At 61.4% G+C, this 26,060-nt stretch carries 45 protein-coding genes and 1 pseudogene; 12 read left to right on the top strand and 34 right to left on the bottom strand.

Features of this window, described 5'->3' with window-relative positions:
* Positions 1 to 251: 251 nt before the first annotated feature.
* From ONR75_RS15900 to ONR75_RS15855, 10 genes are all read right to left on the bottom strand, one after another.
* Positions 252 to 1,133, bottom strand: coding sequence for a tail fiber domain-containing protein (locus ONR75_RS15900; RefSeq protein WP_265083429.1), 882 nt, complete (start codon positions 1,131 to 1,133; stop codon positions 252 to 254).
* Positions 1,133 to 1,543, bottom strand: coding sequence for a hypothetical protein (locus ONR75_RS15895; RefSeq protein WP_265083428.1), 411 nt, complete (start codon positions 1,541 to 1,543; stop codon positions 1,133 to 1,135). The genes ONR75_RS15900 and ONR75_RS15895 overlap by 1 nt, the downstream gene beginning before the upstream one ends.
* On the bottom strand, positions 1,527 to 1,835 hold the full coding sequence (locus ONR75_RS15890; protein WP_265083427.1) for a hypothetical protein: 309 nt from the start codon (positions 1,833 to 1,835) through the stop codon (positions 1,527 to 1,529). The genes ONR75_RS15895 and ONR75_RS15890 overlap by 17 nt, the downstream gene beginning before the upstream one ends.
* Positions 1,832 to 2,740: a hypothetical protein gene (locus ONR75_RS15885; protein ID WP_265083426.1), complete on the bottom strand. Its 909-nt coding sequence runs from the start codon at positions 2,738 to 2,740 to the stop codon at positions 1,832 to 1,834. The genes ONR75_RS15890 and ONR75_RS15885 overlap by 4 nt, the downstream gene beginning before the upstream one ends.
* A gap of 29 nt (positions 2,741 to 2,769) precedes the next feature.
* A complete protein-coding gene (locus ONR75_RS15880; RefSeq protein ID WP_265083425.1) occupies positions 2,770 to 3,534 on the bottom strand; it encodes a hypothetical protein in 765 nt (254 codons plus the stop codon).
* Positions 3,534 to 4,163, bottom strand: coding sequence for a hypothetical protein (locus ONR75_RS15875; protein WP_265083424.1), 630 nt, complete (start codon positions 4,161 to 4,163; stop codon positions 3,534 to 3,536). Before ONR75_RS15875 ends, ONR75_RS15880 begins: the two co-directional genes overlap by 1 nt.
* A gap of 104 nt (positions 4,164 to 4,267) precedes the next feature.
* A complete protein-coding gene (locus ONR75_RS15870; RefSeq protein WP_265083423.1) occupies positions 4,268 to 4,690 on the bottom strand; it encodes a hypothetical protein in 423 nt (140 codons plus the stop codon).
* Between the two features lie 76 nt (positions 4,691 to 4,766).
* Positions 4,767 to 5,834 carry a N4-gp56 family major capsid protein gene (locus tag ONR75_RS15865; protein ID WP_265083422.1) on the bottom strand — a complete coding sequence of 356 codons (1,068 nt, stop codon included), beginning with the start codon at positions 5,832 to 5,834 and terminating at the stop codon, positions 4,767 to 4,769.
* A 161-nt stretch (positions 5,835 to 5,995) separates the two neighbouring features.
* Entirely contained in the window at positions 5,996 to 6,202 is a 207-nt protein-coding gene (locus ONR75_RS15860; protein ID WP_265083421.1) for a hypothetical protein, read from the bottom strand.
* A gap of 1 nt (position 6,203) precedes the next feature.
* Positions 6,204 to 6,734, bottom strand: a complete 531-nt coding sequence (locus ONR75_RS15855) for a hypothetical protein (RefSeq protein ID WP_265083420.1) — start codon at positions 6,732 to 6,734, stop codon at positions 6,204 to 6,206.
* Positions 6,735 to 6,740: 6 nt separating this feature from the next.
* Between ONR75_RS15855 and ONR75_RS15850 the strand changes: the two genes are divergently transcribed.
* Positions 6,741 to 7,118: a hypothetical protein gene (locus tag ONR75_RS15850; RefSeq protein WP_265083419.1), complete on the top strand. Its 378-nt coding sequence runs from the start codon at positions 6,741 to 6,743 to the stop codon at positions 7,116 to 7,118.
* Positions 7,119 to 7,233: 115 nt separating this feature from the next.
* On the opposite strand, the gene ONR75_RS15845 is transcribed toward ONR75_RS15850, so the two are convergent.
* The 23 genes and pseudogenes from ONR75_RS15845 to ONR75_RS15735 all read right to left on the bottom strand — a co-directional run bounded on the left by ONR75_RS15845 (position 7,234) and on the right by ONR75_RS15735 (position 20,609).
* Positions 7,234 to 8,007: a hypothetical protein gene (locus tag ONR75_RS15845; protein ID WP_265083418.1), complete on the bottom strand. Its 774-nt coding sequence runs from the start codon at positions 8,005 to 8,007 to the stop codon at positions 7,234 to 7,236.
* An 83-nt stretch (positions 8,008 to 8,090) separates the two neighbouring features.
* Positions 8,091 to 9,185, bottom strand: a complete 1,095-nt coding sequence (locus tag ONR75_RS15840) for a hypothetical protein (protein WP_265083417.1) — start codon at positions 9,183 to 9,185, stop codon at positions 8,091 to 8,093.
* Positions 9,186 to 9,440 carry a hypothetical protein gene (locus tag ONR75_RS15835; protein WP_265083416.1) on the bottom strand — a complete coding sequence of 85 codons (255 nt, stop codon included), beginning with the start codon at positions 9,438 to 9,440 and terminating at the stop codon, positions 9,186 to 9,188.
* A 9-nt stretch (positions 9,441 to 9,449) separates the two neighbouring features.
* Complete coding sequence (locus ONR75_RS15830) at positions 9,450 to 9,869, bottom strand: hypothetical protein (RefSeq protein ID WP_265083415.1); 420 nt, start codon at positions 9,867 to 9,869, stop codon at positions 9,450 to 9,452.
* Positions 9,870 to 12,077 (bottom strand): hypothetical protein, encoded by a 2,208-nt coding sequence (locus tag ONR75_RS15825; protein ID WP_265083414.1) that lies wholly within the window; start codon positions 12,075 to 12,077, stop codon positions 9,870 to 9,872.
* 40 nt (positions 12,078 to 12,117) lie between these two features.
* On the bottom strand, positions 12,118 to 12,339 hold the full coding sequence (locus tag ONR75_RS15820) for a hypothetical protein (RefSeq protein WP_265083413.1): 222 nt from the start codon (positions 12,337 to 12,339) through the stop codon (positions 12,118 to 12,120).
* 35 nt (positions 12,340 to 12,374) lie between these two features.
* Positions 12,375 to 13,712: a phage terminase large subunit gene (locus tag ONR75_RS15815; RefSeq protein WP_265083412.1), complete on the bottom strand. Its 1,338-nt coding sequence runs from the start codon at positions 13,710 to 13,712 to the stop codon at positions 12,375 to 12,377.
* A gap of 412 nt (positions 13,713 to 14,124) precedes the next feature.
* Positions 14,125 to 14,791, bottom strand: a pseudogene (gene ctrA / locus ONR75_RS15810) (response regulator transcription factor CtrA); the annotation flags it as partial.
* Positions 14,792 to 14,814: 23 nt separating this feature from the next.
* A complete protein-coding gene (locus ONR75_RS15805; RefSeq protein ID WP_265083411.1) occupies positions 14,815 to 15,036 on the bottom strand; it encodes a hypothetical protein in 222 nt (73 codons plus the stop codon).
* Positions 15,037 to 15,041: 5 nt separating this feature from the next.
* On the bottom strand, positions 15,042 to 15,245 hold the full coding sequence (locus tag ONR75_RS15800) for a hypothetical protein (RefSeq protein WP_265083410.1): 204 nt from the start codon (positions 15,243 to 15,245) through the stop codon (positions 15,042 to 15,044).
* A complete protein-coding gene (locus ONR75_RS15795) occupies positions 15,223 to 15,573 on the bottom strand; it encodes a hypothetical protein (protein WP_265083409.1) in 351 nt (116 codons plus the stop codon). Before ONR75_RS15795 ends, ONR75_RS15800 begins: the two co-directional genes overlap by 23 nt.
* Positions 15,570 to 15,863, bottom strand: coding sequence for a DUF2829 domain-containing protein (locus tag ONR75_RS15790; protein ID WP_265083408.1), 294 nt, complete (start codon positions 15,861 to 15,863; stop codon positions 15,570 to 15,572). Before ONR75_RS15790 ends, ONR75_RS15795 begins: the two co-directional genes overlap by 4 nt.
* Before the next feature lies 1 nt (position 15,864).
* The gene (locus ONR75_RS15785; protein ID WP_265083407.1) at positions 15,865 to 16,347 is read right to left on the bottom strand and encodes a terminase small subunit protein; all 483 of its coding nucleotides are present in this window, start codon (positions 16,345 to 16,347) and stop codon (positions 15,865 to 15,867) included.
* A 3-nt stretch (positions 16,348 to 16,350) separates the two neighbouring features.
* Positions 16,351 to 16,614 (bottom strand): hypothetical protein, encoded by a 264-nt coding sequence (locus ONR75_RS15780; protein WP_265083406.1) that lies wholly within the window; start codon positions 16,612 to 16,614, stop codon positions 16,351 to 16,353.
* 36 nt (positions 16,615 to 16,650) lie between these two features.
* Entirely contained in the window at positions 16,651 to 17,172 is a 522-nt protein-coding gene (locus ONR75_RS15775) for a hypothetical protein (protein ID WP_265083405.1), read from the bottom strand.
* Positions 17,173 to 17,261: 89 nt separating this feature from the next.
* Positions 17,262 to 17,618 carry a hypothetical protein gene (locus ONR75_RS15770; RefSeq protein WP_265083404.1) on the bottom strand — a complete coding sequence of 119 codons (357 nt, stop codon included), beginning with the start codon at positions 17,616 to 17,618 and terminating at the stop codon, positions 17,262 to 17,264.
* Entirely contained in the window at positions 17,612 to 18,337 is a 726-nt protein-coding gene (locus tag ONR75_RS15765; protein ID WP_265083403.1) for an HNH endonuclease, read from the bottom strand. The genes ONR75_RS15770 and ONR75_RS15765 overlap by 7 nt, the downstream gene beginning before the upstream one ends.
* Before the next feature lie 5 nt (positions 18,338 to 18,342).
* Complete coding sequence (locus ONR75_RS15760) at positions 18,343 to 18,591, bottom strand: hypothetical protein (RefSeq protein ID WP_265083402.1); 249 nt, start codon at positions 18,589 to 18,591, stop codon at positions 18,343 to 18,345.
* Complete coding sequence (locus ONR75_RS15755) at positions 18,588 to 18,758, bottom strand: hypothetical protein (RefSeq protein ID WP_265083401.1); 171 nt, start codon at positions 18,756 to 18,758, stop codon at positions 18,588 to 18,590. The genes ONR75_RS15760 and ONR75_RS15755 overlap by 4 nt, the downstream gene beginning before the upstream one ends.
* A gap of 35 nt (positions 18,759 to 18,793) precedes the next feature.
* Complete coding sequence (locus ONR75_RS15750; protein WP_265083677.1) at positions 18,794 to 19,447, bottom strand: hypothetical protein; 654 nt, start codon at positions 19,445 to 19,447, stop codon at positions 18,794 to 18,796.
* Positions 19,447 to 19,704, bottom strand: coding sequence for a hypothetical protein (locus tag ONR75_RS15745; protein ID WP_265083400.1), 258 nt, complete (start codon positions 19,702 to 19,704; stop codon positions 19,447 to 19,449). Before ONR75_RS15745 ends, ONR75_RS15750 begins: the two co-directional genes overlap by 1 nt.
* Positions 19,701 to 20,273 carry a helix-turn-helix domain-containing protein gene (locus ONR75_RS32810; protein WP_413776481.1) on the bottom strand — a complete coding sequence of 191 codons (573 nt, stop codon included), beginning with the start codon at positions 20,271 to 20,273 and terminating at the stop codon, positions 19,701 to 19,703. The genes ONR75_RS15745 and ONR75_RS32810 overlap by 4 nt, the downstream gene beginning before the upstream one ends.
* Positions 20,274 to 20,291: 18 nt before the next feature.
* A complete protein-coding gene (locus ONR75_RS15735) occupies positions 20,292 to 20,609 on the bottom strand; it encodes a hypothetical protein (protein ID WP_265083399.1) in 318 nt (105 codons plus the stop codon).
* A gap of 168 nt (positions 20,610 to 20,777) precedes the next feature.
* On the opposite strand from ONR75_RS15735, the gene ONR75_RS15730 reads away from it, so the two are divergent.
* A complete protein-coding gene (locus ONR75_RS15730; RefSeq protein ID WP_265083398.1) occupies positions 20,778 to 21,014 on the top strand; it encodes a hypothetical protein in 237 nt (78 codons plus the stop codon).
* A gap of 274 nt (positions 21,015 to 21,288) precedes the next feature.
* Here the strand turns inward: ONR75_RS15730 and ONR75_RS15725 are convergent, their stop codons facing one another.
* Positions 21,289 to 21,531 carry a transcriptional regulator gene (locus tag ONR75_RS15725; RefSeq protein WP_265083397.1) on the bottom strand — a complete coding sequence of 81 codons (243 nt, stop codon included), beginning with the start codon at positions 21,529 to 21,531 and terminating at the stop codon, positions 21,289 to 21,291.
* Positions 21,532 to 21,558: 27 nt separating this feature from the next.
* Between ONR75_RS15725 and ONR75_RS15720 the strand changes: the two genes are divergently transcribed.
* From ONR75_RS15720 to ONR75_RS15675, 10 genes are all read left to right on the top strand, one after another.
* Positions 21,559 to 22,260 (top strand): helix-turn-helix domain-containing protein, encoded by a 702-nt coding sequence (locus tag ONR75_RS15720; protein ID WP_265083396.1) that lies wholly within the window; start codon positions 21,559 to 21,561, stop codon positions 22,258 to 22,260.
* Positions 22,260 to 22,436 (top strand): hypothetical protein, encoded by a 177-nt coding sequence (locus tag ONR75_RS15715; RefSeq protein ID WP_265083395.1) that lies wholly within the window; start codon positions 22,260 to 22,262, stop codon positions 22,434 to 22,436. Before ONR75_RS15720 ends, ONR75_RS15715 begins: the two co-directional genes overlap by 1 nt.
* Before the next feature lie 2 nt (positions 22,437 to 22,438).
* The gene (locus ONR75_RS15710; protein WP_265083394.1) at positions 22,439 to 22,801 is read left to right on the top strand and encodes a hypothetical protein; all 363 of its coding nucleotides are present in this window, start codon (positions 22,439 to 22,441) and stop codon (positions 22,799 to 22,801) included.
* Complete coding sequence (locus ONR75_RS15705) at positions 22,785 to 23,087, top strand: hypothetical protein (RefSeq protein WP_265083393.1); 303 nt, start codon at positions 22,785 to 22,787, stop codon at positions 23,085 to 23,087. The genes ONR75_RS15710 and ONR75_RS15705 overlap by 17 nt, the downstream gene beginning before the upstream one ends.
* A gap of 253 nt (positions 23,088 to 23,340) precedes the next feature.
* A complete protein-coding gene (locus ONR75_RS15700) occupies positions 23,341 to 23,712 on the top strand; it encodes a hypothetical protein (RefSeq protein WP_265083392.1) in 372 nt (123 codons plus the stop codon).
* A gap of 5 nt (positions 23,713 to 23,717) precedes the next feature.
* Positions 23,718 to 23,981 (top strand): hypothetical protein, encoded by a 264-nt coding sequence (locus ONR75_RS15695; protein ID WP_265083391.1) that lies wholly within the window; start codon positions 23,718 to 23,720, stop codon positions 23,979 to 23,981.
* Positions 23,978 to 24,160 carry a hypothetical protein gene (locus tag ONR75_RS15690; protein WP_265083390.1) on the top strand — a complete coding sequence of 61 codons (183 nt, stop codon included), beginning with the start codon at positions 23,978 to 23,980 and terminating at the stop codon, positions 24,158 to 24,160. Before ONR75_RS15695 ends, ONR75_RS15690 begins: the two co-directional genes overlap by 4 nt.
* Positions 24,157 to 24,369, top strand: a complete 213-nt coding sequence (locus ONR75_RS15685; RefSeq protein WP_265083389.1) for a hypothetical protein — start codon at positions 24,157 to 24,159, stop codon at positions 24,367 to 24,369. The genes ONR75_RS15690 and ONR75_RS15685 overlap by 4 nt, the downstream gene beginning before the upstream one ends.
* Entirely contained in the window at positions 24,366 to 25,025 is a 660-nt protein-coding gene (locus ONR75_RS15680) for an ERF family protein (protein ID WP_265083388.1), read from the top strand. The genes ONR75_RS15685 and ONR75_RS15680 overlap by 4 nt, the downstream gene beginning before the upstream one ends.
* 1 nt (position 25,026) lies before the next feature.
* A complete protein-coding gene (locus ONR75_RS15675) occupies positions 25,027 to 26,052 on the top strand; it encodes a hypothetical protein (protein WP_265083387.1) in 1,026 nt (341 codons plus the stop codon).
* The last annotated feature ends 8 nt before the right edge of the window (positions 26,053 to 26,060 follow it).

The following is a 26,060-nucleotide window of genomic DNA, read 5'->3' as shown; positions in this document are numbered from 1 at the left end:
TTGATCCCGGTCATAGATCCTGGCCCGGCAAATCCGAAAGGCGACGCGCCAGCGCCGAACTCTGCCGGCATTGGCACAGGCTCTGCGGTCGCGTGCGAGCCGCCCCGAAACCGCCGAGCCAAGATGGCTGCCGCAGCGTCGCGCGCCTGCTGCGCCTGATCGGCCTCCGCATTCAGCGGCGACGGCTGATTTAGCGCGCCAAACGGCGACTGTCCGGACTGAAGCGCCAAGAAATCGTCAAGCAGCCCCATTTACCTTGCCCCGAAACTGATTGGAGATCGCGGCATCATCGAGCCGATACCGCCTGCGATGGTGGCGAACTGCTGGGCTCCCGACATGGTCGATTCACCTTCCGAGTGGCCCGTGCCGGTCTGCTGCCCGAACTGCGCCGCCACCGGCGAGATTGCGCCGAGCAACGTAGTGAGCTGCGAAACCGGGATACCAAAGCGCTGCGCTTCCGCGGCGAGCGTGGCGTTTGCGCCGGCGTTCTCCGTTGCGAAGGCCGTTGGGGCGGCGCCGATGCCGGCCTGAATGTTCGAGTTTGCGGTTGCGTTGGTGCCGTTCAACAGGCCGTAAGTCGTGTTTCCTGCGCCATAGAGCGAGCTGGCCGCGCCGAGCTGGTTGGCAACATCGGTGTTGTACTGCGCGGCGATCACCGGCGCCTGACCGGCGGCGACGCCACGCGCAACCGCCATGGCATTGCCGGGCGAGCCATCGCGGCCGGCGGCGGCGAAAGCCGCATTGTTGCTGCCCGTGACATCGGTTGCGATCTGATCGAGCTGCGGCCTCAGCGCCGAATTCGCGCCGATATTTGCGCCGCTCGCGGTTGATCCGAGCAGCCCCTGATAGTCGGTCAAGGTCTTGAGAATCGCGGCGTTGTTGTCTTTGGCGCCGCCGCCATTGAGCAGCCCAGCCACGCCCGCGGTCGACGCAGCCGCGTTCGGATCGCCGGCCGCACCGTTGGCCGACATCGTGTTGATGGCCCCTGTCTGCGCAGGATTGAGCGTCCCAGCGCCGCCGACCTGATTTCCGAGCGCGCCAAGGATACCCGTCAGCGACCCCGAAGCTGCCGAATAGGGGTTGAGCTGCGACGTCTGCGTTTGGTCCTGGGAGGTCTTGCTAGTTCCGCCCATTACAGGGGCCTTTCCAAAATGACGTGCTTGACGGCGTAGCTTTTCAGGACGCGAACCCAACCGCGACGCCCGATGATGCGGACGCACGAACAGCCTTCAGCCTTGGCGTAAATCTCTAATTTTCTAAGCATCGGGAGCCATCGCCGCCGGTCCCGGCCACCACACGCAACCAGGACGCAGACCTTACGCGCCCCGATCGACATGATTTCTGTTGATGCCGCGGCCTCTATCGTCTTGCCGTTCCAAGCGATCCAGAGCAGCGATCCGCCCCGAAGGATCGAACCTTCAACGTCCCCGGCATCGCTCAATCCTGTGCGTTCGATGGCGCCGAGGATCATCCCGCGCACATGCGGCCAGAATTCCGCGACGCGCGCCAGTTCGATGCAAATCAACTCAGCCGATGGCGACATAGAAGAATGTCCGATCGGTTTGAGCGTTGTTGGCATGCGACACGGTAAACGAGCCGATTCCGACAGTCGAAACGAACGTGCCGGCCGCGCCGGCCGCAGCGTTGGCAGTCTTGGGAAACAGCAGAACTGAACACTGCGGCGCGCAATTTGGCGCCGTGACGACGGTTGATGCTGCACCTGCCGCAAGCGTCACGGTGCCGGCGGCGTTGGATCGCCCGGCGTACAATTCACCGATTGCCTGCGCGAACGCGGCCGGGTCTTTTTCCTGCGCTGAGACCTGAAACCCGCTCATCGCTTGCCCGTCGCAATCATGTCGGGCTCGACGCCGTTGATGTAGGTCCAGACGGTGCCGGCCGGGACGCGCGCCTTGAAGCGGCTATAGCGCGTATCGACCAACTGATTGCAGATCCCGGTGACTGGATTGATCGGGCTTTCGCTGCCGGCGGCTGCCGGCGCTTGAAGGCTTTCACGGCGCGAGCATGATCCGAACACGGCCGGCGCATCGGTGACCGGCCGGAAGCCGTTGCGGATCTTGATGCGGCGCCCATCGGTGCCCTGCTCTGCAGTCTGCAACGTGGCCTCGAGCGACGGCCCGCGGAAGAAGCTCAGGAGGTGGCCGGGGTCGAAAGCAGCCAATTCCGGCACGATGGCCGGCAAGAAGCTATCCAGCGACTGCGCCATTAGATCGAGTTGGCCGGCGACAAGTCCGCCCGACACATAGGCATGCACGAACGCCGAACCGATCAGGTCAAAATGCGTTGCGTCGATGATCGTAATATAGAAATTTCCGTTTGCTTCCGTGGTGCCAACGATCTTCGACAGGGATGCATATTGCCCCTCAAACAGCAAAGCCGTCGAAGCGACCTGAATTCGCACAAGACCGGCGCCGTTGTTCGCCGCGCCGAGCACCGCCATTGCACCAGGCGCGATAGCGTCCAGCGCTTCAAGGGTGAGGCTTGGCTGTGACAGCGGCAACAGGCACTCACCAGCGGCGCGAATCGGCGAGAACTTGTCCAACACCGGGTCGTAACAAAGCAGCTTGTCGAACTGGCCGGCGACGCCGCTAATGCTCTTGTAAGCCCACATCACGCGCGAGCTGCGCGGGTCCACCATGCCCTGAAATAACTGCAGGTTGGCGACATCGAGATCCGAGAAGAACGTTCGGTCGACGCGCTCGCGTCCGATCGGCACCGGCACGCCGCCAGGGTCGATCCGATGGAAGCCCTTCAGCGAATAAAAAAGATGGTCGACCCCGAGCGGATCAGACTATAGGGGCCGTAAATGCCGATTCCTTCCGCAATCTTGCGGATCTGGAAAACGATCGGCGATCCCGGCAGATAGATCATCGCCCGAATAATGGTGTCCTGCAGCACAATTCCCGTTTCGCCGCCGGCGATGCTGCGGCAGAACCCGCCATCCGACAGATCTTGGAAATCGCTCGAATTGAGCCCGGCGACCCATGAATTTGCGCTGTTGACGTCGTTCAGACCCGACCACTGGATGCGGTTCGGATTCGACAGCAACCCGGTCAGCACCAGGAAGCGTCCGACAATATCCATGTAGCGTGCTTGCGGCGGACTGCCCAGCGCGGCCGTGAAAGCCACCGAAGTTGCAATGTTGAAAACCTGCAGAACAGCGTTGGCTTGCGTCGCGAATACGAGATTGTTGAACTGCCGAAAAACCCACATATCACCTGCGGACAGCGCCGAGTAAGGGCCGCCGCCAAGCGACACCTTCGACCAAGCATAGGACGTGCTGTCCATCAGGAACAGGTCAGTTGCCGTCGATGCGAACACGACAACCGAGGCGTCGGTTTTGTAGGCGGCGAAGGCACCGCGGCATTGCGCGCCGAGCGAAAGCGAGATCGCCGCTAGGCTTGGGAATGGCCCGTAGCCGTCTGCGCGCGGCACGACATTGAGCATTTCCCGCTCGCTCGAACTCTCATAGTCGCTGATATCGGGCTTGTACTCAGGGAACGGGATGACGGGCATTAGAAATCCGTCCCCCGGATCTGGCCCGTTGCGGTGCGCGCGGACGTCTCGTAATCGAGCGCATCCTTGAGCGCCTGAATTTTCGACTGCATCCGGCCGGCGCCGTCCGGATCTTCCAATAGATCGGTGTAGAGCAGCAGCTTCGCGTGGGTGCGGATCAGCTCTTCAGCGTCGGTACACCATGCGTTCGTGTCGGTCGGAAGCGCCAGCGGAGCAAATTTGTAGTGCATATGAGGGCGCATGGTGAAAACAGCGTTCGGCACCGGCCAAAGCTGAATCGCCTGGTCAACATAGGTGAAAACGGTAGGCTTTCCCGGCCCGGTGCTGCCGCCGACCAGCCATTCGAAATCATCCGGTTCTTCGCGATCAAGCGCGAAAATCGTTCCGGGCTGATAGAGAAACAGTTTCTCGACGCGGACAATGTTGGGGATTTCGGCCATGTCGGCCGCGGTATAGGTGGACTGCCCGGGCACGGTCACGAAGGTCTTTGACCGCGTGACGTTGAACCAGAACCGCTTGCGTTCGTAGAACCTAATTGCGTCCTTTACGGCGCTTGCGATTTGGCTTGTCAGATCGGGGCGCGTCAGGTCCGTTGCTATCGCGGTTTGCAGATCCAGCAGCGTCGTCATTCGTCACCACCGCGGCAATAGCGATTTCAGGAACGGCCGGCGGCGCCTGTTCATCGAGAACAAGCGCCGCGCCCGCGTAGTGCAGCCAGATATCCACCGGCGGATTACTGGCCGACGTTCAGATCGTTGTCGTTCACGTATTCGATCACGACATAAGCCGCGCCGGCGGTCGGGGCGCCGACGAACGCAACCGAAGCCTGCACCTGAGTATCGGCCGTGAGCGGCGCAAGCGCGCCAGCCGACAGCGTACCGGCCACAAGCCCGGTCGCAGTCTTGACGTCGGCCGCGCTGATCAGCTCCGCTCCCGTTCCGCCCACCAGGCCGACACTCAGGGCGGCCGAGGTAGCGGAATTCCACGCCGTGGTCTTGACAAGGCTGGCGCGAAGAATGATCGCACCCAGCGGCAGCGTCTGCTTGAGCAGCGCGACTGCGGTTGCAGCATCGCCAAAGGCGACCTTGAAGCGGAGATAGTGGACGAGCTGACCCGTCATTTTTCGGGCCGTGGTGCCGGGAATTCCGGTGGTCATATCGTTGCTTCCTTGGATCGAATGTTGATGGGGCGCAGCGAGCGCCGCCGGGAATTACCCGGCGGCAACTACGTGATTAGTGCGGTGCCGCGTAGGTGGTCGCAACGATGGTGCCGAAATCCTGGGCGTTGTAGACCGACTTCTTGATGCCCCACACGGTCTGCGCCGACACACCAAGCTCGCGCTCGTAGTCGAACAGCTCTTCCACCCACTTGTAATGCGAGCCGGAAGAGAACTGCTTGCCGAAGCCGACCGCGCCGGCCTGCGCGCCGCAGAAGACGGCGCGGCGGGTATTGGCCGCCACTGCGCCGGCGTTGGTGACGCCCTGCGTCACGCGGTTCGCCTTGTGGAGGATGGTGTTGTTGTATTCGCCGAGAGCGCCGGTGTAGATCGGCGACTTGGAACTCGCGCCGCCGGCAAGCGCGGCCTTCTGGATATCTAGCCACTGTCCGGCGTTGGTGTTGGTCCGCATGTCCGTGACCTGGTAGTCATGCAGGAACATCAGGAACTTGTTTTCGCCGTTGATCTTGATGGGGCGGATCAACGGAGAGGCAACGCCGGCACGCTCGACGCAGGCGTCAATGATGCTGAGGTTGAAGGTCTTGGTGTTGTCGGCCGCGATCGTCGCGTCATCCGTGGCCGCGCCGCCGCGGTAGATTCGAGTCGGGGCGACAATTGCATTGTTGCCGGCGTAGCGCATATCCGCCACCAGCGTGTTGCCGCACAGGTGGTTGAACATGCAGGTATCGAACCGGTTGGCATACCAGTCCTTGAGACCTTCCTTGCCCTCCGTGCGCAGGGAGAACGGGACGCGCTGGGCGTCGATCGAGTTCTTGTTCTTGACGCGGACCGCGTGGGATAGCTCGTTGATCAGCAACTTGTCCTGATAGGTCGAAAGCTGCTCTTCGTTGCCCTGCTGGGTCTGGCCCTCGGTGACGCCGTCGCCCTGAAGCTGGACGCGCAGGCCGATGGTCACGGCGTCGCCGGCATTCTGGGACAGCTCCGTCTTGAGCTGGATCATGTTCGAGCTTTCTTCGCCCATGAACCGGCCGAAATAGGTTTCTTTCAGCGCCTCGGAGTTGAGCTTCTTCGCCCAAAGCTTGTTGGAGAGGGAGTCATTGACCCCGTAGCTGGTAACGGACATTTTTCATGCACCCGGAAAAGAGGGAAAATCTGTGATGAGTTTTGGGCGCCTAACGCTGCGTCCGAGCGCATCACGGAAAATCCGCCTTCCGTGGAGGCTGGCGCTTTACGGCCGCCGGCCGAGGTAGTGCGTTCTGATAGATCGTTGGGCAGAGAAGTTAACTAACTGCCACCGCCTGCGTTCTTTGCAATTTCTGCAAGGAAGGCTGCCCGAATGTCGCCTACAGTCGCTGACGCACCGACGCGCGCCGTCATGTCGCCGATGATGAATGCCTGCACCGCGCCGCCATCCTCGTAGCGCATCAGGCACGTCTCAGCGCCCGGGATGCCCTGCAGGGCCTCCCGAACGCTGGCAATTCCCGCGATCACGTCAGGCGCCCATCAGGCGCTTAGCCATGGCCGGATTTTTCGCGGTCCACGCCTCGAACTCCGCCATCGGCATGTCAATCAATCGCTGCGCTGTCATCGCGCCGCCAGGCGCTTCGCCGCCAAGATCGCTGAGGCTCTTGTTCGCCGCCTGCCCCGCTTCGATCTTGGCGAGGCGTTCGGCCGCGGTGCCGCCATCGGCCGCCGGTGCTGCGGCAGCCTTGTAGCCGCGGGCCTGCGCCAGAGCGTAGAGCATCGCCGCCGGGCTCCTGCCCTGGTCTTTCGCCATCTGCGCGATGGCGAATTCGTCGGCAGTCAGGGCGTTGTGCAGCTTTTCCGGCGTGTCGTAACCGATCGCCTTGAGATCTGCAGCGCGGGAGTTCAGCAGGAAGTCATAGGCCTTGCGATAGTCCGGCACGGCCGCGACGCCCTTGACCGGATCGCCGGCCTCGAATGCCGCCGCATCAGCCTTGTAGTCGTTGACGAACGCAGTGCGCTCCGTTTCCGCCTTGGTCGCGGCGTCGGCGTCATCCAAGCGCTTTTGCGTCTGCGCGACGGTTTCGCCGAGGTGCTTGACGGCGCCGAAAATGTCATCGTCAACGGTCGGAGGCACCACGGGCGCGGTGGCGGCAGCTGCAGGCGCATTCAGCCGCTCGATGATGGCGAACTTGCCCTTGAATTCGGCAATCTCGAGATCCCGCGCGCGCAACTCCGCATCACGCTCCTGGCGCAACTTCCGCTCTTCGTGGAGAGCGGCCAGCTCAACCATCTTCTTTTCGCCGGCCTTGGGCGCGGCCGGTTCGGTTCCGCCATCGCCTTCGACGCCAGCATCATCGGCCGGCGCCAGCGTGCCGGAATCGCCGGGGATGACGGATTCGCCGCCGCTGCTGAAGAACGCCTCCTCTTCCGCCGAGAATGACGGGCCGATGTCGTTTGAAGTGGATTCTGCTGTTGTTGTCCATGTGGTGCCCTCTGCTGAAGCTGTCAGCGACAGATACGCGGAACGCCGCGCGCGATATCCGGATGACCCGGAATTAGGAGGCGAGCAGTAAGAATTCCTCTTCCTGCCGACGCCGTTTGATGGTTGCCGCCTGTGTCGCCGCCTGCTGGGCCGCAGCGCGTTCGTTCTGCACCGCCTGCATGTCGATGACCGGCGCTGCCGGCGGCGCTGGCGGGCTTCCTACAGCCTTGAACACTGGCTTTGTGGTGCGATCGATCGGCGCCGGCGTCTTCCGCGTGATACGGGCGAGCTGGCGCGCCTCTTCGGCCGCGACGAGATAGTGGCCGATGCCGCCATAGACCAAATCGAAGTCTGCGCCACTGCGGTAGAGCTGCGCCACTGGCGATGCAATTGCGTAGCTCCCAGCGTCGGCGCGCATGAAGATCGGCCAGACCGAGGCCACGCCGGCGGTGACGTATGAACCCGTTGCCGGCGCCAGCGTGGCGCCCTGCACCGCTGCTTGTCCGGTCACGGCGTAACTGCCGACTTCTGCCGGGAATGCGACCTTGAAACCCGAGGCGACGCCGGTTAGCGCGTAGGATCCGGCAACAGCCACCTCGCCAACCTTGAACGACGCCGAGACGCCGGTGATCGCATAGGCTCCCGCAGCCGCGGCGAGCTTGTCGTTGAGCGACGCCGCGACGCCGGTGGCGGCATAGCTGCCAGCAGCGGCCGGCTCCTGCAATCCGAACGTGGCCGCAAAGCCGGTGACCGCATAGGCACCAGGCGCAGCAACGAGGGTTGAATTCGTTGAGCCCGGCGCGCTGATCTGCCCAAGCGCGAATTTGCCTAGCGCGTCAAAGAACATGAGTTATGCGGCCCTGCAAACACTTGGATTGATCAGAATTTCTGGATCGCGGACACCACGGATCGCGCGATGCAACACCATAATTAAAGCTCCGAACTAGCCGAACAAATAGGTAGGCCAATAGTCCCGTTAAGATAGAAAAAGCTGCCAACCGTCGTCTGAAACCAAATTCCGTTCAAGTCGATGTAAACGTTGGCCGGCGTAGCGTTCTGCCAAGTCGAACTATTCATTTGCGCAAATGTTGGGTTAACCCTTTTCTGAACTTTGAACTCCCACCTCGCGAGTGCGTTGGTTCCTGTCAGTGATCCAGAAAAAATTGCGTTACCTGCGCCGCTAGGCGCGATTACAACTTCGAAGTATCGAAGGCACTTCGCCGCCTCGATGTCGATGCTGGACATCACGAACGGCGTCGGAACCAACCCGACTTCAAGCTTTGCTTTGCCGAGCGTACCGGCGTTGAACTCCACCGACATGACAGTTCCGGCGGTCTGACCGGCAATGATCAGTGGGCTTGCGGCGTAGCTGCCCGAGGGCGTTGCCGAATTGACACCGGCGCGCGCCTGCGCAGTTCCGGTCCACGACAGAACATAAGTACCGCCCTCTACATTCTTGTCCTCGACCACCTGAATAAGGGTCTTGCCCGACGCGATCGTGATCGTTGTCGAGCTGGCGAGCTGGGCAAACGAATAATCGCCGCCGGCTGCGCCCGCCTTCCAGCGATCGTGCCCGTAGATGCCAACCGCGAGCGCGGCCGCGGAAACATAGACGCGCTGGTTGACCCGGAAATCCGGATTAATCAGCAGGTTCGCGCCCGGGACACCGATATTCGCGCGACCCATGCCTTGCTGCGCCGTCGTCAGCGACATCGCATCATCGAATTGCAGGATGTCGGCGGGGAACAACAGGAGCCCAACCTGCGGAATACCTGTGAATGCTACAGTGCCGCCAGTCGAAGAAAACGAGACGACGCGGGTAAACGTGCCCGTCGAATTAGAATAGACCGTCGCGCCCCATTCCCACTCTGACGGCGAAAGCGGATTTTCTGCGCGATACCGGTAGGTTTTTCCGTCCATCGCAGCAGTCGGCGCCAAATACCCCGTCACAGCCGCGGCGAATACGAAGCTGCCAGCGCCGGCCGAAGCCGGGATAAATTTGACGCCGAGGACGAGGCTTGCCATTTACGCGCCGCTGCCCGTCTGCCCGCTCAGAGCGTTGGAAATCTGTGCGATCTGGCTCATGAGATCGGCCAACGGTGCTTCAAGCGCGATGATCTGCGCATTCATGGGATCGGTCTTGGCGGCCAGATCCGCAGCGGCGGCGACCGCCAAGGCGTCGCGCGCCTCGCGGATCGGCATGGACTGCACCAGGATTGCGTCCCGCTGCGCGCAGAGCTGGGCGAACTGCTGCCGGATCAGCGTCAGGTAATCGGTCATGAGACCCCCTTAAACGAGCGTCAGCGTACCGGCGGTCTGATCGAGACCGACAGTGAAGCTGTTGCCGTTGGTGATGGTGATGGGCGTTCCGTAATCCCACCAGGCAATTAGATTGAGACCCGCGGCCGTGGCGTTGTAGATCGGCGCGTATTGGAACGGCCCTATCGATCCGCCCACTGCCGTGAATACCACCGGCGAAAGGATCAGCTTGTAAGAGCCCGATGTGTCGATACCCGAGACGAACGGCGCGATTGATCCGCCGGCAGAATAGCCGTTGCCCGCTGCAATCTCTGTCAGATTGCTCTTCACCGTGTTCGTCCGTACCGGCAGGACGTTCGACAGCATGATTTTCAGCGTGTCGGCGTTGAGGTTGTGAAGCTTTGTCGCCAGATCGAGCGTGAAGCAGTCGAATTTGTTGTATGCGGCCATTTAGTTCGCTCCCATCGGTGCAATTCCGATCAACTCGCCCGTGTTCGGGTCGCGGATCAGGCGTTTCGGCGTGTTGAGGGCCTGCGCCAGGCCGGCCATGTCGTTGCGCATTTGCTGCACGATCGACATGACGAGCTGCGCGGCGTCGGCGCCGTGGTTTGGCATCGCCTGCCCATCCGGCCCAACGATCGGCGGCGCCGTCATCAGGCCCGTCATGGCGGCGTGCTGCGCATCAGCCACGGCGATTTCGCGCTTTGCCGCAGCCTCATCGCGCATAATCTGGATTTTTGCTTCGCTGACCGCCTTGGCGTTAGCGATATCGGCCGCGCTCTTGGCCTGCGATGCCTGAAGATCGGACGCGGCCTTTGCCGCCTCCGGATCTGGCTTGGCCTGCTGCTGCTCTGCCGCGATGCTGTCCGTGATGTCCTTCTGCGCGGACGTCGGCAGCGGCGAGTATTTCAGGAGCGCCAGCCATGTGGCCGGCGGCAGCATCTTGCCGATAACCGGCAGGATCTGTTGCAGGAATGCCCAGGTGGCTTCCTTCTGATTGGCCGAGGTTGGGCTTTCGTCGGCGATCACGTCGTAATTGCCATCGTTGCCCGGCTGCTTGACCAGCGGCACATACTGCGCGCCCTCCGGTCCAACGATCTTGATCAGTCGGCCGTCCGACAGATAGTTTTCGATCAGATAGAGCATCAAGCGGCCCTGCTCTTTTCGGTAGCGTCGGAGGCTATCGAAAAGCGGCTGCAGGATGGTCATCGCCGATTGCTTGCGCTGCAGATCGAGGCTGGCAGCCTGCCCGGCGCCCTGCTGCATGCCCAACGTCTCGAGGTTGAGCCCTGAGACGTCACGGTGCGCCGTCACGGCGAACTGCATCAGGTTGAACGATGCCTCCGGAAACTGCGAAACCGGCTTCTGGATAAACTTGGCGCCGTTCGCCCCCGAGAGCGCGCCGGCCTTCAGGTACGTCACCGTGTCCTGTTTCGCCCAAGAGGCCTCGCCCTCTGCATCATTGTCGAAGAACTCGCCGCGTTCGGCTGCGATGCCGCCCTTGGACGTCGTGTTCATGATGTGCATGGTCTGCGAGAGCCACTTGTTCGACCACCGCGCCGGGTCCTTCATGGCCCGCACCAGTCCGAACCACGAATTCTTGTTCCGGTCCCGCTTTCCCGTCATGCAGTTGAACGAGAAGTGGTCTTTGCAGGGAGCATCGCCGATTTCGAGCAGGATCGCGCCAAGATAGGCCTGTTTGTAGACCTTCCGCGTCCCCTTGACCGACTTTGGCATAGGCGCGCCGGCGAGCTTGTATTTCGCCATCAGCTCTTTGAAGTCTTCGGCCGACAGCGTCTTGATGGCCTGCCCGGTTGGGTCATCCGGATCGGCGATCATGTGGACCGGCACGCGCTCAAACCATTGAGCGCGAACCATCGTCACCAGCTTTTCGCCGCTGTCTTCCTCACCGTTGCCGGTGCTTTCCTTGTTGTAGAACCTGTTGTCGTTTTCGTGCGGCTTGCCGTCTTCCGTGGCCTTTTTGTCGTCAACCCATGTCGCGTTGTAGTCAGAATCCTCGAAATCGTCGCCCGGGCATAGAGCCTGCGCCTCTTCGATCGGGATATCACGGCGAATATGGAAGACGCGCCGCTTGTCAACCAGGTTGCGCTTCCGCGCGCCGGCGTCCCACACCATTTCCAGCGGGTCGGTGCGGTCAACCTGCGGCGCGCCTTCCGGCGTATCCTCGTACTTTAGCCCGGTTTCGGTCCAGCCCATGCCGCACGTCAGCATGTCGCGGAAGGAGTCCGATTCCTCGTCTGCAGCGTCGCACTCATCGAGAAACCAGCGAGCCGCCGAGGTCAGCATTTCGTTTTTTTGAACGGCACCCTGCCGGCGCGGGATGAATTCCAGTTCCTGGCGGTTGCCGACTTCCTGCCCGGCGACGCTATCGACCACCGGCCCGATGCGGTTGAAGATCACTACCGGCCGGTTCATGTCGCTGAGAATGGCCTTGTCAGCCTCGTTGAGCTGATCGCCAGCCTCGAAACCGTAATCTTCCTTCGCCTGCGTCCGCCACGGGCCCTGCTTCTCGTAATCGGAGAGGAACCAGCCCTTCAGCTTCTTGAACGTCGCCTCAGAACTCGGCGGCGCCTCTTTTTCGTCACGGCCGCCGTCGCCGTCATGGTCGCGGTCCTGGCCCTGCGTCGTATCGGTCATTGGTTGCTTTCAGGGGTTGAGGACAGCGGCGGCGAATGGCTCAGATGGTCGGCGGGGCGAGCGCGGCAGCATCGACCGCCGGCGGCATCGGTAGCTTGGCCGAGAGCGTTTGCACCATCGTGAGGGCTTCGGTCAGCGCCTGCTCATTGGCCGCACCAGCAGCGGCGGCAGCGCTCGCGTCTGCGGCGCGCGTGCCCACCTCTGCGTCGATCTGGTCGGAGAGGATGGAGAGAGCGGACTTCAGGGCGTCGGCTGTGGACATGACTTCATCCATGATCTGTTGAAGGGTTGTAGGCATCAGGCAGATTCCCAGGAGCCAGAGCCGGATCTACCGCGCTGGCCCGAGTAGCGTTCGCGCGGCTTCTGTAGCGTCGGCGCTTCGTAAATGATCGCCAGCAGGCCGAGAGCGTCCGCAGCGTGGCTTGACCAATCGTGTTCGGGGCCGAGTCCGATGTTGCGGGCCTCGTCTTTCCGCTCATGATAGAAGCCGATGGCGTCGAGACCGCCGTTAACGGCTGGCGTGTCGTTGAATACGAGGTTCGGGAAGATGCGCCGAACCGCCTCAATGCGCTGCATCGCAGCGCCTGCGCCTTGGTTGGCGACCGGTTCAGCGACTTCGAACCCGGCATCCCGCCAATGATCTACATATTGCTTTCCCGTGATGGCACTTGCGTTCAAGCCATCGTGTGGAAGAATTATTACCGCTTTGCCCCACCCGCGGGACCGCAGTTCGTTGGCGTAATAGGAGAGCGGCTGGCTCTGGCCTTCGATGTAGTCGAGAATTCGGACCTCGCGCCCGACCCACTGCGTAATCCAGATCGCCATAGCGTCGGCTTTGGCGCCGGCGCCGCCAATGTCGAAGATTGCCCGAATAGGCAACAGCGGATCGGTGCCGACGCGACCGCCGGCGATGCGGCCCTCCATGCGGGCTTGCGCCAGCTCGCGGGCGAAATAGGCGCCCTCGAACGCCTTTGCGTACTCGCCCTCATAAGTGTGCGGGTAGCGATCGGGATAGAGCTCAAGTTCAAGCAGCCGCTGTTTTTCGGCGCTTTCGTTCCAAAATGGGTTGTCGCTCCAATTGGCCCGAATGCAGATCGCGCCCTTTGGCTTCCTGGTGCGGAAAAAGTCATCAATCGCGTCCGTCTTGCGCCGCGGGTTCCAAATCGCGAGGATAGACGACCCTTTCCAGCGATGGATAGTCGGACCCAGCAGCGACAAAGACCGGTGCGTTATGGTTTGGGCTTCATCGATCTGCGCGCGCTTGAATCCTTCCAGAGACTTCGCTGATTCGGCCGTGTAGTCGTTCATCCCCTTGAAGATGATAATTCCGTCTTTCGGCGTCTCGATGCGGTCGCGCCAAATCTTGAAGCCATCAGCCTCACCGAGGCCGTACCTGTGGATTTTGTCTTCAATGACCAGCTTCGAACTCTGAGACAGATCCTTTTGCACTTCGCGGATGCAGACCTGGCGCAGCCCCTCGCCCGTGTCGCCGGGGAAGCGCAACGCATCCTCAACTGTCATATCAGCACCGAAGTGCGTTTTTCCGGAGCCGCGCCCTCCCCACACGCCTTTCCAATCCGCCTCTTCAAGCAGCGGCAGGAACACGCGCGGGGTTTCAATGCGTAGGGTTGTCATGCGAAGCGGGACCGCCCTGTCTGCACAAGCGGACGGCCGCGTAGCGCCTCGAGGCGGCGCACCTCGGCCTCGATTAGCCCTTGCGTCAGCGGGCCGCCCACTACGCGCCTACCCATCTTGACGCGGACGACGGGCTTGATCTTCCAATCATCAAAAACATCAAAGCACGGCTTCACCGGGCCGGCGGATCTGCGCCAGAAATCGCCCCAACCCTCCCTTCGCTGGTAGCGCCATGCCACGACGCGAACTGTGGCGGGCTCGCAATACAAGCTCACGCGCCGACCCTGGCCGGCTTGCTGCGCCGATCGCGCATCGCGTCGAACTCGGCAAACGACATCTTGGAGACGTGCACAGGCGGATTGTCGGCCATATCAGCGACTTCCGAGGACATCGAGACGCCGGCGCCGGTGAAGGGATCGCGCAGCACGTAGCCGCGGCCCCAGATCGTTTCCATGACGTGGCCGTTGACTGCCTTCAGCTTCTTGCGCAGCCTGCAAATGAAGACGTCAATGATCTTCAGTTCCGGCTCATCCATCCCGCCATACAGGTGGTTGAGGAACATTTCCTTGGTGAGCGTCAGGCCCTTCCGGAGCGAAAGCAGCTCGAGAACCTGATATTCCTTGCCGGTCAGATGCACGTCGACGCCATCGACCGCGGCCGTCTTTGTGCTCAGGTTCACCGAGAGGTTGCCAGTGGAGACCACCGAATGCGCCAACCCCTTCGAACGGCGCACCAGGGCGTGGATGCGGGCAACGAGTTCGTCCTTGTGAAACGGCTTGGTCAGGTAATCGTCGGCGCCGACGCCGAGCGCCTTGACCTTGTCGTCAATGCCTGCGAGGCCACACACCACCAGGATAGGCGTCATCACCTTGCCGCGCCGAAGGGTGCGAGATCACGTCGTAGCCGGACATATCGGGCAACGTGAGATCGAGCAGGATCGCGTCGTAATCGTACAGCTTCCCGAGGTCGATCGCCTCTTCGCCCAGGTCGGTGGTGTAGACGTTGAAGCTTTCCGACTTCAGCATCAGTTCAACGGCCTGTGCACACACCGCGTCGTCTTCAACCAGCAAAATCCGCATGTCCGTAAATCCCTATGAGAAGGTTAAGCTTTGCCGCGTTTACGCACTGCACGAACCGCCGGCTTGCGACCGATGGCGATAGAGATTGGCGTTCCGTCCGTCAGACACTCCGCAATGCCTTCAATGATCTGCCCGTAATCAAGCGAGAGAGCCTTGTAGAACTCCAGCTCTGCGGAGAGCTGGATATCGCGGAGCTGTTCAGCGGCCTGCGACATGCTGCGGACGCGGTAATGAACGGGGCTCATTGCCATCACTTCACCACCAGCAGGTTGGTGGCGACCAGCACATAAAGGATGATCAGGATCAGCCAGCGCGTCGAAAACGGCTCATTCAGATACGGACAATCGCGACGCAGCTTATCGGCGAGCGCATCGAGCTTGTCGGGCTCACGCGCAACCTTGTTCGCGAGCCCCGGGTGCCCCACCCGAACATCAACTTGCCCGCCCAGCAGCAACCGACGCCGGCGGCGAATGATCGATGCCAATGGTCCGCCCGATCGGTGCAAGAGGCACAGCTTCATGCTTCGCGGCCTTCCCGACCTGGTACGGCATCCATTCGGCGCGCGGCAGACCGGTGAAGCGCTCAATGTTGATCGGAACCTTGTGGCGCTGGAATTCCTGCCCGCAATGATCGAACACGACCAGGTTGATGGACGTGTCGGAATGCACGAAGGCAACCAAGGCGGTGCACGGCGCCTCGGTCAGCACGTCCATTCCCTCCATCCGATCCTCTTCGGACGGGAAATAGAGAACGACGCGGCCAGTAGTCGGGATGATTTTCAAGCGACCAACTCCCAATCGGTGGCGAGAAGGTCGGCTTGCGAGCACAGCCAGCCCGGTTGCCACTGCTTCGCGGCCGTATACATGGCGATGTACGGTTGGCAGTCGAGCGGCGCATCTTCGCCGATCCACTTCGCGGTGCGGTCGTTAACCTTGCGGTCGGTGCCCTGCGTATTGAACGGCGGCAATGCCAACGGCGGCATCATCACCACGAACATGCCCTTGCCGTTCCAGCCGGCGCGTCGAACAGCTTTCCCGTCGCGCATCGCCTGCACCGCTTCGCCAATATCCATCTTAACCATTTGCATCTGCTTTCGGTTTGGGGTGATCGACAATCACGCGCTCGATGCGCGAGAGGGTTTTGACTGGCGGCAGATCCTCGGCGCCGCCGATTGCAAGCTTTTCGCCGTAGATTTTCGGCAGCGCCTTGGAGAGCAGCCATTTGCGCGTATCGATCTTGATGCGGGATCGAGCGACCCATTCACCATCCAGCCGATCGGCGCCGGTTTCTTTGTCCGTAATGGTGTCGCCGCTGCTATCGTCTGCAATTTCAACGAGTTCATCGGCCATCGACAGATAACCAATCTCGCGCGCGCCCGTGTAATGCGCACGAAACCCGCCGCGATCCTCAACCGCCCATTTCCGAACGACGCTTTCGGACGGCATGTCGTCGGCTTTGCAGACCGCCCGCAGGGTTGCGCCCTCGGCGAGCCGGCGGCAAATCTCTGCTGCCAGCTCTTCCGTGAAATCAGTTGGGCGCCCCTGCGGATTGGTCATGGCTTAGGAGAACAGCCCGAGCGAGCGCAGATGCCCGACGCGAGCGGCGGCGCTGTTGAGGAAGCCGAGCGAGAGCGAGCCCTTCAGGTCGCGCAGCTCAGACACGGTCCGCAGGCATTCGGCAATCTTGTGGTCGATCGCGTCGCCGATCGTGTACGAGGTCGAAGCCGCGCACCCACCAATCGACGCGCCTGCCGTGCGATGCTGCTCAGCCTTTTCATAAGCGGCCGAGCCGTGGCCGCAGCCAGCGGCTTTCATGTTGTCCATAGTCAGATCCTTAACGGTTTGAGTGAGTGTCGACGCTTACGAGGGGAACGGCTCGAATTCGAAGGTGGTGAGCTGGTCGAACGGCAGCAGTTCGATTGCAGCTTCGATGGTGGCGGCGTGGCGATCGATGGCAGTTCGCCTATCGGTGACGGACTGCATGCGGTCCAGAGCGGCGGTATCGGCGGCCGTGCGCTGCTCAAGCGGCTTCATGGCGGCCTCGCGGGCATCCAGGGACAGAAGGCGCAGGGCACCGTTCCCGAGGACAGCCAGCGCGGCGACGTTCTCTGCCGAGCGAAGACGGGCGATCAAGTCATCGCGAACCTGCTGCGGTGTCGGCGGCACCACCACCGGCGTGTCGTCAACAATCTCGAAATCGGAAACGAAGTCGTCAGGCCCACCCTCACACGGGACGCGCCGAACAGCTGATGCGATCAGATCATGAGCGGTCGGCGCCGCGTCGCCTGTGAAGCGATGGGCAAGCAGCGCCTGACGGTGGCCCTCAACAGCAGCGGCGAAGTCGACGCCGGCGAGTTGTGATTTGTAAACTTTCAGGGTCACAAGCTTTCCTCTCTCTGTGAGTACGATCAATGAGTCAGGTTTGTTTAGTTCTCAACGAATGATTAAGCGTCGCTACCGCTATCCACCGATCAGCACACCAGATCAGGCGTGATAATCTCGAGCTTGCGTCCGTCTGGCTGCATCCCGAACTTTGCGAGCAGATCAGCACCAGCGCGGCAACCTGGCTCACCCGGCGCAGGCCCAGCAAATCGCGACCAGCGCCCGAGCTTCGCGAACATCGACACTGCGGCCTCTATCTGCATTTCCGGCGTCGTCGGTGTCAGCAGGCCAGCGACTTCGGCATGATCCGACCATCGCTGCTGATTCAGCCATGTCATGGCCTGCGGAATGAATTTCGAACCGACGTTGCCCTTGCCAGATTCCGCTAGGGCGAGCGCGGCCGCGCCGGCGATCATGACTTGCGGATCAATGCCGCTCTTTACCAAGGCCTTGAACTTCTTCTCAGCAGGCGCCCGCGGGTTGGCGCCGTCACGCCTTGGATATGCCTTCCAGAACTCTTCGAAGCGATCAGGAGCGCGGGCCGGCGCGGCAGCGACCGCCCGAATCTCTGCCTCTCCCTTTTCTCTTCTCTGTTCTTCTCTAGGCTACGACTGCTAGGAGCCTGCGTAGCAACATGCACGCGCTTGCGGCGGTTGCAGGTCCGGCAGAGCAGTTGGACGTTCTCAAAGGTCGACGGGCCCCCTTTAGAAACGGGGATTTTGTGGTCATATTCGACGTTCTCGGTGGCTTCGCAGACGACGCAGCAGCCGCCATCCCGCTCCCACACCAGGCGCTTGACCTCATCGGGGATATGCCGAGACCCGAAGCCGTTGGCTTTTGCCACCCGCTGCGCAGGCGTAGCATCTGGCGCGTCTTGCTCCGCATGCGTAGCATCAACGAAGAATTTGCGCGTGACCATTTCGGCCAGGATGGTGCCGGCCAGCTCTTCCGAGATCCGCAGCCGGAACGCTACATCCGGCACGTCCGGCAGAATGCCGTCCTTTTCGCTTGCGAGCAGCCACAGGAGCGGCAGCGCCTTGCCGGCGTCGGGTGACAGCCGGAAATAGTCTGGATTGTCCAGCAGCCCGCGGTGGAGCTTGATCCACATAGGCGAGCGATCTTTGTAGTGCTGGAAGGACTTCCAGTTTTTCGGGGTGAGCTGCATCCGGGCTATGCGACCACATAACTCTGAGACGACGACGGCCCCAGCAGGCCATCACCAGCAGGCCGCACCGCGCCGGCGGCAATCGCCGCCCTGGCCCACCGTGCCGCGCACCGGCGCCCGCTGGGTTCGAAAATGAAAACTGCCTCGGTGTCGCCGGCGCCGGTCTGGCGCAGGAACTTGCAAAGCCTCTGTCCGCCCTTGCAGCGGTCAGCTATGGCGGTCACATGCGGCGAGACCTTGCGCTTGCCCTTCATGACCGCCCCGCATCACGGATCAGCGCAAGCCGGTTGGCGACCGTGCTTTCTGGTATGCCCATGCGCTCCGCAATAAACAGCGTGTCGCGCTTGAGCTTCCACAGCGATTCAATGGTGAAGTCGCGGCCGGAATAGTCGCGCCGATCGACGGGCTCAACGAGCTTCAATTTTGGCGGCGCCGAGAGATCGCCGAAAATTCGGCTCATGCTACGGCCCTCACCTCGGACAACGCATGCGCGCCCCACTGCGAAGCCATGGCGGCGGCAACGCCGTCATAGGTTCGGCTGCGCTCTTTCCAGCGATTCGGGCCGGGCGATGCGCGGTGCACCTTCGACCAAGCTTTGTGCTCCTCAGTTCCTGGCGCCGGCGGCGAAAGCCGGTTCGTCGCAACGAGCGGCGGCAGGCCCTTGAGGTAGAGCCCCGTTGCCTTGAAAGCCGGCTCCCCGAACCAATGCGGCTGCACCGTCTGCGCCGCCGGCTGAAAATTCTCAATCAGCACCTTGGCGTGCCGGTGCATTACTGGATTTTCGACGGCAACGCGGTCGATGGGGGCATTCCAACACGCTGAGAAGAGCGCGGCGCCTTCGTGCAGTTCAGCCCACATGCTTTCCAGCGACCTACCCGGCGGCGGCACCGACAGCCAGCGCACGCCGCTATTGCAAAGCCGAGTGCAAGGCGGATGCATCACGGCGAGCAAGTCCCACCCGTCGCTCAGAATGTCCCGCACGTCGCCGGTGATGTGGCGGTTGCTGCCATCTTCGGACGGAAGCAGATCGCACGACCAGACATCATGCCCCAGCGCGGCAAAGGCGCGACGGACGACACCGGAGGTTTCGCAACCTATCAAAACTCGCATCATGCCGCGGCCCTTTCGCGTAGTTCAAAGAATTTCCCGGCCTTCGGATTCTTCGCCATGAACCAGCGAGCCAGTGGCGCGGTCCAGTGGTCATTGCACTTGAAGGTGCGATCACCGCGCATCATGTGCATCTGCCATCGAATCTGATGCAGGATGGCGTCTGCGGAATAGCGGTCGAAGCCTCGCTTGAGCAGATCCAACGCCAGGCGCTCGAACAGCGCGCAGACTTCTGGCGGTACGCCATCTGGCCCTTTCACAGCGAAGCCTCAAGATCGGCGCGCAGCTTCGCAACCACCGCGGCGAACGCGGAGTCTTTCTCGATGAGGCCGGGAACGTACCGACCCGCGGTATTAGTGAAACCAGCGATCCGGCGCCCGGCATGCAGCACCGTCGTATGATCGGCCCCGCCGAATGCCGCGCCGATCATCGGGAGACTGTTATCCGTCAGCTCTTTGCAGAGGTACATGGCGATCTGCCGGGGGCGCATCCATTCATGGAAGCGGCGACCAACCTGCATCGCGGCAATCGGCAAGCCGTAGTGTTTGGCGACCGCTTCCTTGATTTGCTTCATCGCCAGACTTGCGTTCGGCGAAACGCCTTCGATCATGAACCAGCAAGCCTTGTAAAATTCACTGGCATCGATCGCCGGCGCCACCGGCTCGACAGGCCGCGGCACGGCCGCGGCGATTGCTGCTTGCCTGCGCAGCTCTGCCGCAGCAACCTGCGCCGCCGTCGCCGCTAGCCTATTGTGGAAGTCTTTCCGCCGCTCATGAGCGGAAAGCGCCAACTCTCTTTCGGTCGGCCGATGCTCGATGGTGTCGCTCATTGCGAAACCTCGACAATCTCAGGCGCCAGCCAGACGGCCACGATAGACAGGCGTGTTGAACAGCGTAGGAGCATCTTCGCGATGAAGATCCGGCACGCCGCCGGCCAGGACGCGAGCCGCATGTAGCAAAGCAGCAACGTCCTCACTGCACTCTTGACTCGCATTTTTTTGCATCCCCCGAGCAATGGATTCGAACTTCTTGGAAAGTGCCGCAGCATCGAGCTTGGCGGCGTCTATCCGCGCTTTCTGCGCCGCACTCAAAACCTTGTAGGCAACGCTGTACTTCGGATCGGCCATTTCACCGTAAAACAGCGCCTTGATGTGGCGATGCGACACGAAAGCTTTCCGCGCTGCGCGGTGCAGCCAGCTTTCCCTCGTGTCGCCATCCACTAGCGGGCCAGCGATTGCGGCGATTTCCGCCCGCCATCCCACTTTCGGATACGCTATACAATTACCGTCTGAACTTTCCGACATTTCCGAACTCGCTTCATGTTGATTGAGGGCATGAAGAACGCAACTACACACAACGATAACGACACATGGCAAACGCTGGCGGCTGCAACCGCCCGCGTGGTATCAAAACTTGAAGAGAAGCAGAGCCAGGACAGAGCCGACGACGGCGCAGAACATCACCAGCACGAACAGGAGGAAAAAGAGCGCCGCGAATATGTCGAATATCGTCTGCGTCAGCTTGCCAAATTTGAGGCCCAGGCGCGCGGCTTCGGCCGGCGGACCCGATAGATGGCAGAGACGCTTCAGATTGAATTTGGCAACGGCAGAGCACTTTGCACTACTGTGCGCCCTTCCCGATGGAGCCGGCACCGCTATGCGGTCGCCCCATGTCATTGACCCGGGCTGATGGTTGCTTGGGCGGTTGCCAAAACTGGAATTGATTGCCAACCGCTGCACCAGGACGAAGGGGGTAGTGCAGCGGCCGGACTTACCGCCATGGGGATGGCGGATTGTGAAATGAGGTTGGCACGAACGAAGCCAGCGAAATCGGGACGAACGTATCTCATGCCGCCACCGTCGCGCGCTCAGTCGGGACATCTTCTGGACGAGCCCACATATCTGGCCTGATCGCCGATGCGGGCACCAGCCCGCCGGTGAAACGGTGGATCGCAAGGGCCATCGCCGGGCTCGCTCGTCCTTTATGCTTCGCTTTATTGACCGCGACTTGCGAAAATCCGATGCCCTCGCCTAGCTTCGCTTCGGAGCCGGCGAACTCAATAGCCCGTTGAATTGGTGCTTTTTCCATAACCTGAAAATAACGTAGGTTATCGTCATGTCAAGAACTATTGTTATGGAGACTGCCGATAACCCTTGTTATAGACTTATCGGCATGCAACCCGGTGAAATCATTAAGGAAGCCCGCGAAAAGCGGAATTGGTCTCAGAAAGAATTAGGGGATCAAGTCGGCATTTCGCAGCCTGCAATCAAAAAGATTGAGGCCGGCGAGACTTCTCATTCCAAATTTCTTCCCAAGATCGCCCAAGTGCTCGACCTCGACTTGGCAACCCTCGATATCTCGTTGTCGCCGCCGCGGGTCCAGTCGGAAATGGACCGCCCGTTCGTTACCGAAGGCCGCCCGGACTTCCCGGTCTATTCATCGGCTGAAGGCGGCCCAGGGGAGCTAATCCGGTCCACTGACCCCGTAGAGTTCATCCCGCGACCGTCGCACTTGGTCCATGTTCGGGATGCTTACGGCCTGCTGGTCACGGGGAGCTCGATGGCGCCGGAATATAAGAGCGGCGAGACAGCAACCGTGGAACCGCATCTGCCGATCGTCCCCGACGAAGTTTACATTTTCTATGCGGAACGGGATGGCGAAGCGCGAGCAACGATCAAGCACCTTCGGCGCGCAACATCCGATAAGTGGTTAGTCACTCAGCACAATCCACCAGAAGGCAAATCAAAGGACTTCGCTTTGTCCAGAAGCGAATGGGGTACTGCGCATAGGGTGACGGGCAAAAGGACGCGGCGGTAATGCGCAACTTTTTCATTTGGCTAACCGGCATTCTTTTTTCCGTGATTGTTGGGGGCCTGATCGGGGACAAGATCGGCCCCGATCCCGGCGGCGCGTTCTGGGGCGTCATTGCAGGAGCCATGGCCTTTACTTGCGCAAGACTGGTTTTGACCCGCCCGCGACCGTTGGGGATGTAAAGATGGAAGACGAGAAGCCGCCGGTCACAATTGATCGGGAGCCACTGAAATTCCCTGATGGGTATCGTTTCCCCGAAGATTCTCTGCGCAAATGGGTCGACATTCCTTATGATGAAGAATTGATTATCGGCCCACTGTCAAAAAGCAACCTAGACCAACTCTTGTTTTCTACGACTGACATGGCAAGGTCCATAATGGCTTTGCGAGGCGCCCTTGTGCTGTTCAGCAATGGGAACCTCGAACAAGCCAATATCTGCCTAGACAATTGCCAGAACGCCGTTACAGACGCAGAAACCCGCAATCGCATCCTATACGGTGCCATTATGGAAAGTGCATTGAAGGTGCGCGATGGCACAAAGCGATAAGGGTTCCCTACATAATATTGCTGATTATCAGCAGCAGCCGACGCGCAGAAGCCTAAACGATGGCTTGAATTCTGGCGGCGGAGGGGGCACATTTGACCCCATGGAACCGCGCGTAGCAGCCTTAGAGAAAAGCTTCGACCGCATCGAGAAGAAACTCGATGGCTTGGTCACCGACGTTGCGGAAATGAAGGGCCAGCTTAAGGCGATGCCGACGGCGATTCAGCTCCTGTTAGCCGTCGTCGCCATTTTCACCGCTTCTGGCATGCTGCGCTATTTCGGACATTAAAGACCGGCTCTATTTCGTAACCATACACGGCTGGCGCGGCCTGCAGATCGTTTAGATGATCTGACTGCCCACAAGGCCCGCATTCGCCAGACCAGCCCCCGCAGCCTTCTGAAAGACATCTAACCACCCTCCCCGGCACCATGCCGGCAGGAGGGCTTTAGCATTTATTCTCGATTTCGATAACTTTTCTTATTGACGGTTATTATAACGCAGGTTATCAATTCCCATCGGATCAGCCGATGGAGCGCCGCAGATGACCAGCTACTACGCCGCAAACCCGCACTACGCCGCTGATCGCGAGACGGATGATCAGCAGGCCGCTCGCGAGCAGTTCGAGCGCGCCGAGGCCGAGGCCGGCGCCTACTTCGCCCGCGCCACCGTCGTTCAGACCACCCTTTTTCAGATGACCATGACCGATCTGCGCGGGCTGTCGGCGCCTCGCTACGACCGCGCCCGCGACGAGGCCCGCGCCGAATTCAAGCGCACCACCGCCGCTGCCGCCGAGCTGTGCGACGCCACCGTAGAAGAGTTGGTCCGCACCGGTGAAATTTCAGAAGAGCTTTGCGCCCGCTGGGATGCGCTCGACGCACCCGCCGCCCCGGCAATCCTTCAAGCAGCGGAGTAATCGCCATGGCGCCGAACAAAGCCAATTCCCTTGCCGAGCGGATGAACTACGCATTTGGCCGCGAGCGCGTCGCCGAGATTGCACGGATCATGCTGGCCGACCGCCGCGCCTGCCTGCTCGACAACCTCACCGACGACGCCCGCGATGAACTGCTGCGGCGCTGCATGGTCGATCTCAAGACCACCCGGAAATATGCGGCCATGAGCCGTGCCCACCGCCGTGGCCTCGACCGTCCCCAGCGCAACTCCAACCATGAGATCGCATCATGAAGCATTTCCGTTTCGCTATCCGCTGCGTCGAAGGCCGCACCGTCCGCCACGACCCGCAGAACGATGACCCCGAGTTGCAGACCGATATGGGCGAGTGCAAGGCCTGCCGCGGCGATGGTTGCGACACGGACGGCAGCGAGGCTGTGGGTCAGCTTCTCACGAAGGCATTCGGATCGTGAGCACCGCCGCCGCCCACCGCGCCAGCCGCATCGCGCTCTATGCCGACTGGCTGCAGCATGACGCGGACGGCCTCGCCTTCAATCTCACCATGGCGCCCGCCGACGCCGACGCGCCGGCCATCCTCACCACCGCCCGCGACAAGCTGCGCGGCGCGCTCGACCTCATCGAAACCGCCATCGCCACCACCGAGAAAGCACCCACACAATGAGCGCCAAGACCGATCAGGCCCAATGGCAGGCCAAACTTGCGTTCGCCGCGGCGATGACCAAGGCGCAGCTTGAAACCGCGCCGATCTGCGCCGACGCCAACAACCCGCTCACGCAAAGCACCTATGCCTCGCACCAGGCGCTCGACCGCGTCTTGCGCCCGATCTACACGGCGAACGGCTTTGCCCTTTGCTTCAACACCGGCGACGGCGCACCGACGAACCACGTCCGCGTGATCTGCGACGTCTCCCATGTCGAAGGCCACGAAAAGCAGTTTCACGTCGATATCCCCTGCGATGGAAAGGGCATCGAAGGAATCGACGTGATGACTAAGACGCACGCCGCCGTGTCGGCCGTGTCGATCGGCATCCGCGCGCTGCTGCGCATGATCTTCAATATCGTCATCGACCGGAGCCAAGACGACGACGGCAACGCCGCTGGCGTGCGGCCGTCCGCCGGCGCCCAGCCCTACACGCCAGCGCCGGGCTGCATCAGCAATGAGCAGGCCCGCCAGATCGTTGCCGAGCTGAATTCCCGCGTCGTTAGCGGCGTCGCCTTCCTGCAATGGGCCGGCGTCGACCACATCGGGAAAATCCCCGTCGAGAAGTTCGATTCCTGCATCGCCGCAATAGGCAATTTCAAAAAGAAGGCCGCTTAACATGAACGCGCTTGTTTCAATCGATCGCATTTTGTCGCCGGAAACCATTACCAGGCCGGTCGATGTTTTGACGCCGGCCATCGTCTTCGCGCCCGGCGGCGTCGAAAGCATCATTTCGGGGCTTGAGGCCGAAGTTCGCGCGACGCCGCGCGACATGACCACCGACGCCGGCCGCAAGGCCATCAGCTCCCTTGCCTACAAGGTGGCGCGCTCCAAGACCGCCCTTGACGATATGGGCAAGGAGCTGGTCGCCGACATTAAGAAGCAGTCAGGAGCTATCGACGCCGAGCGCCGCGTGATCCGCGACCGCCTCGACGCCCTGCGCGATGAAGTCCGCAGCCCGCTCACAGCATGGGAGGAACTCGAAAAGCGCCGCGTGGACGATCACGAGCAGGCGCTTGTTTTCATCGTCACGGCACCGCGCTTTATCGGGACGGTCATTGAGTCTGATGTGATCCGCGCCAGGATCGCGGACGTTGAAGCGACCTACGTTCGCGATTGGCAGGAATTCAACGAGCGCGCCGACGATGCTGCCCGCGAAACACTGCCCCAGCTCCGCGCAATGCTCAATGTCGCGGTGAAGGCTGAGGCCGACGCCGCCGAGCTGGCCGAGCTGCGCCAGATGAAGGCTGACCGCGAGGCAGCCGACATCGCAGCGTCGAATGCGGCAGCAGCGGCCGAGACGTCCCGCCGGCAAGCCGAGAAAGATGCTGCGGAGACCGCCCAGCGCGCCGAGCAGGAGAAGGCCCGCGACATCGCCCGCGCAGAGCAAGCCGCCCGCGACCAGGCGGAAGGTATCGCACGCGCCCTTGAAGAGCATAACCACAAGATCGCGCGGGCACAGGAGCAGGAGCAGGCCGAAAAGGCGAAGCGTGAGGCGAACACGCGCCACCGCAACAAGATCATCGGCGAGGTGCGGGCCGCCTTGGCATCGCTTGAGGTTGATGGCTTGCCGGTCGGTCTGGCTGACGTCATCGCCCGCGCCATTGCCGCCGGCCGCATCCCCCACGTTTCAATTACCTACTGAGGACCGGA

The sequence above is a fragment of the Rhodopseudomonas sp. P2A-2r genome (genome assembly GCF_026015985.1).
In the GTDB taxonomy this organism is placed as follows: domain Bacteria; phylum Pseudomonadota; class Alphaproteobacteria; order Rhizobiales; family Xanthobacteraceae; genus Tardiphaga.
Note: the sequence above shows the minus strand (reverse complement) of the source record. Positions and strands in the feature narration are given on the sequence as shown.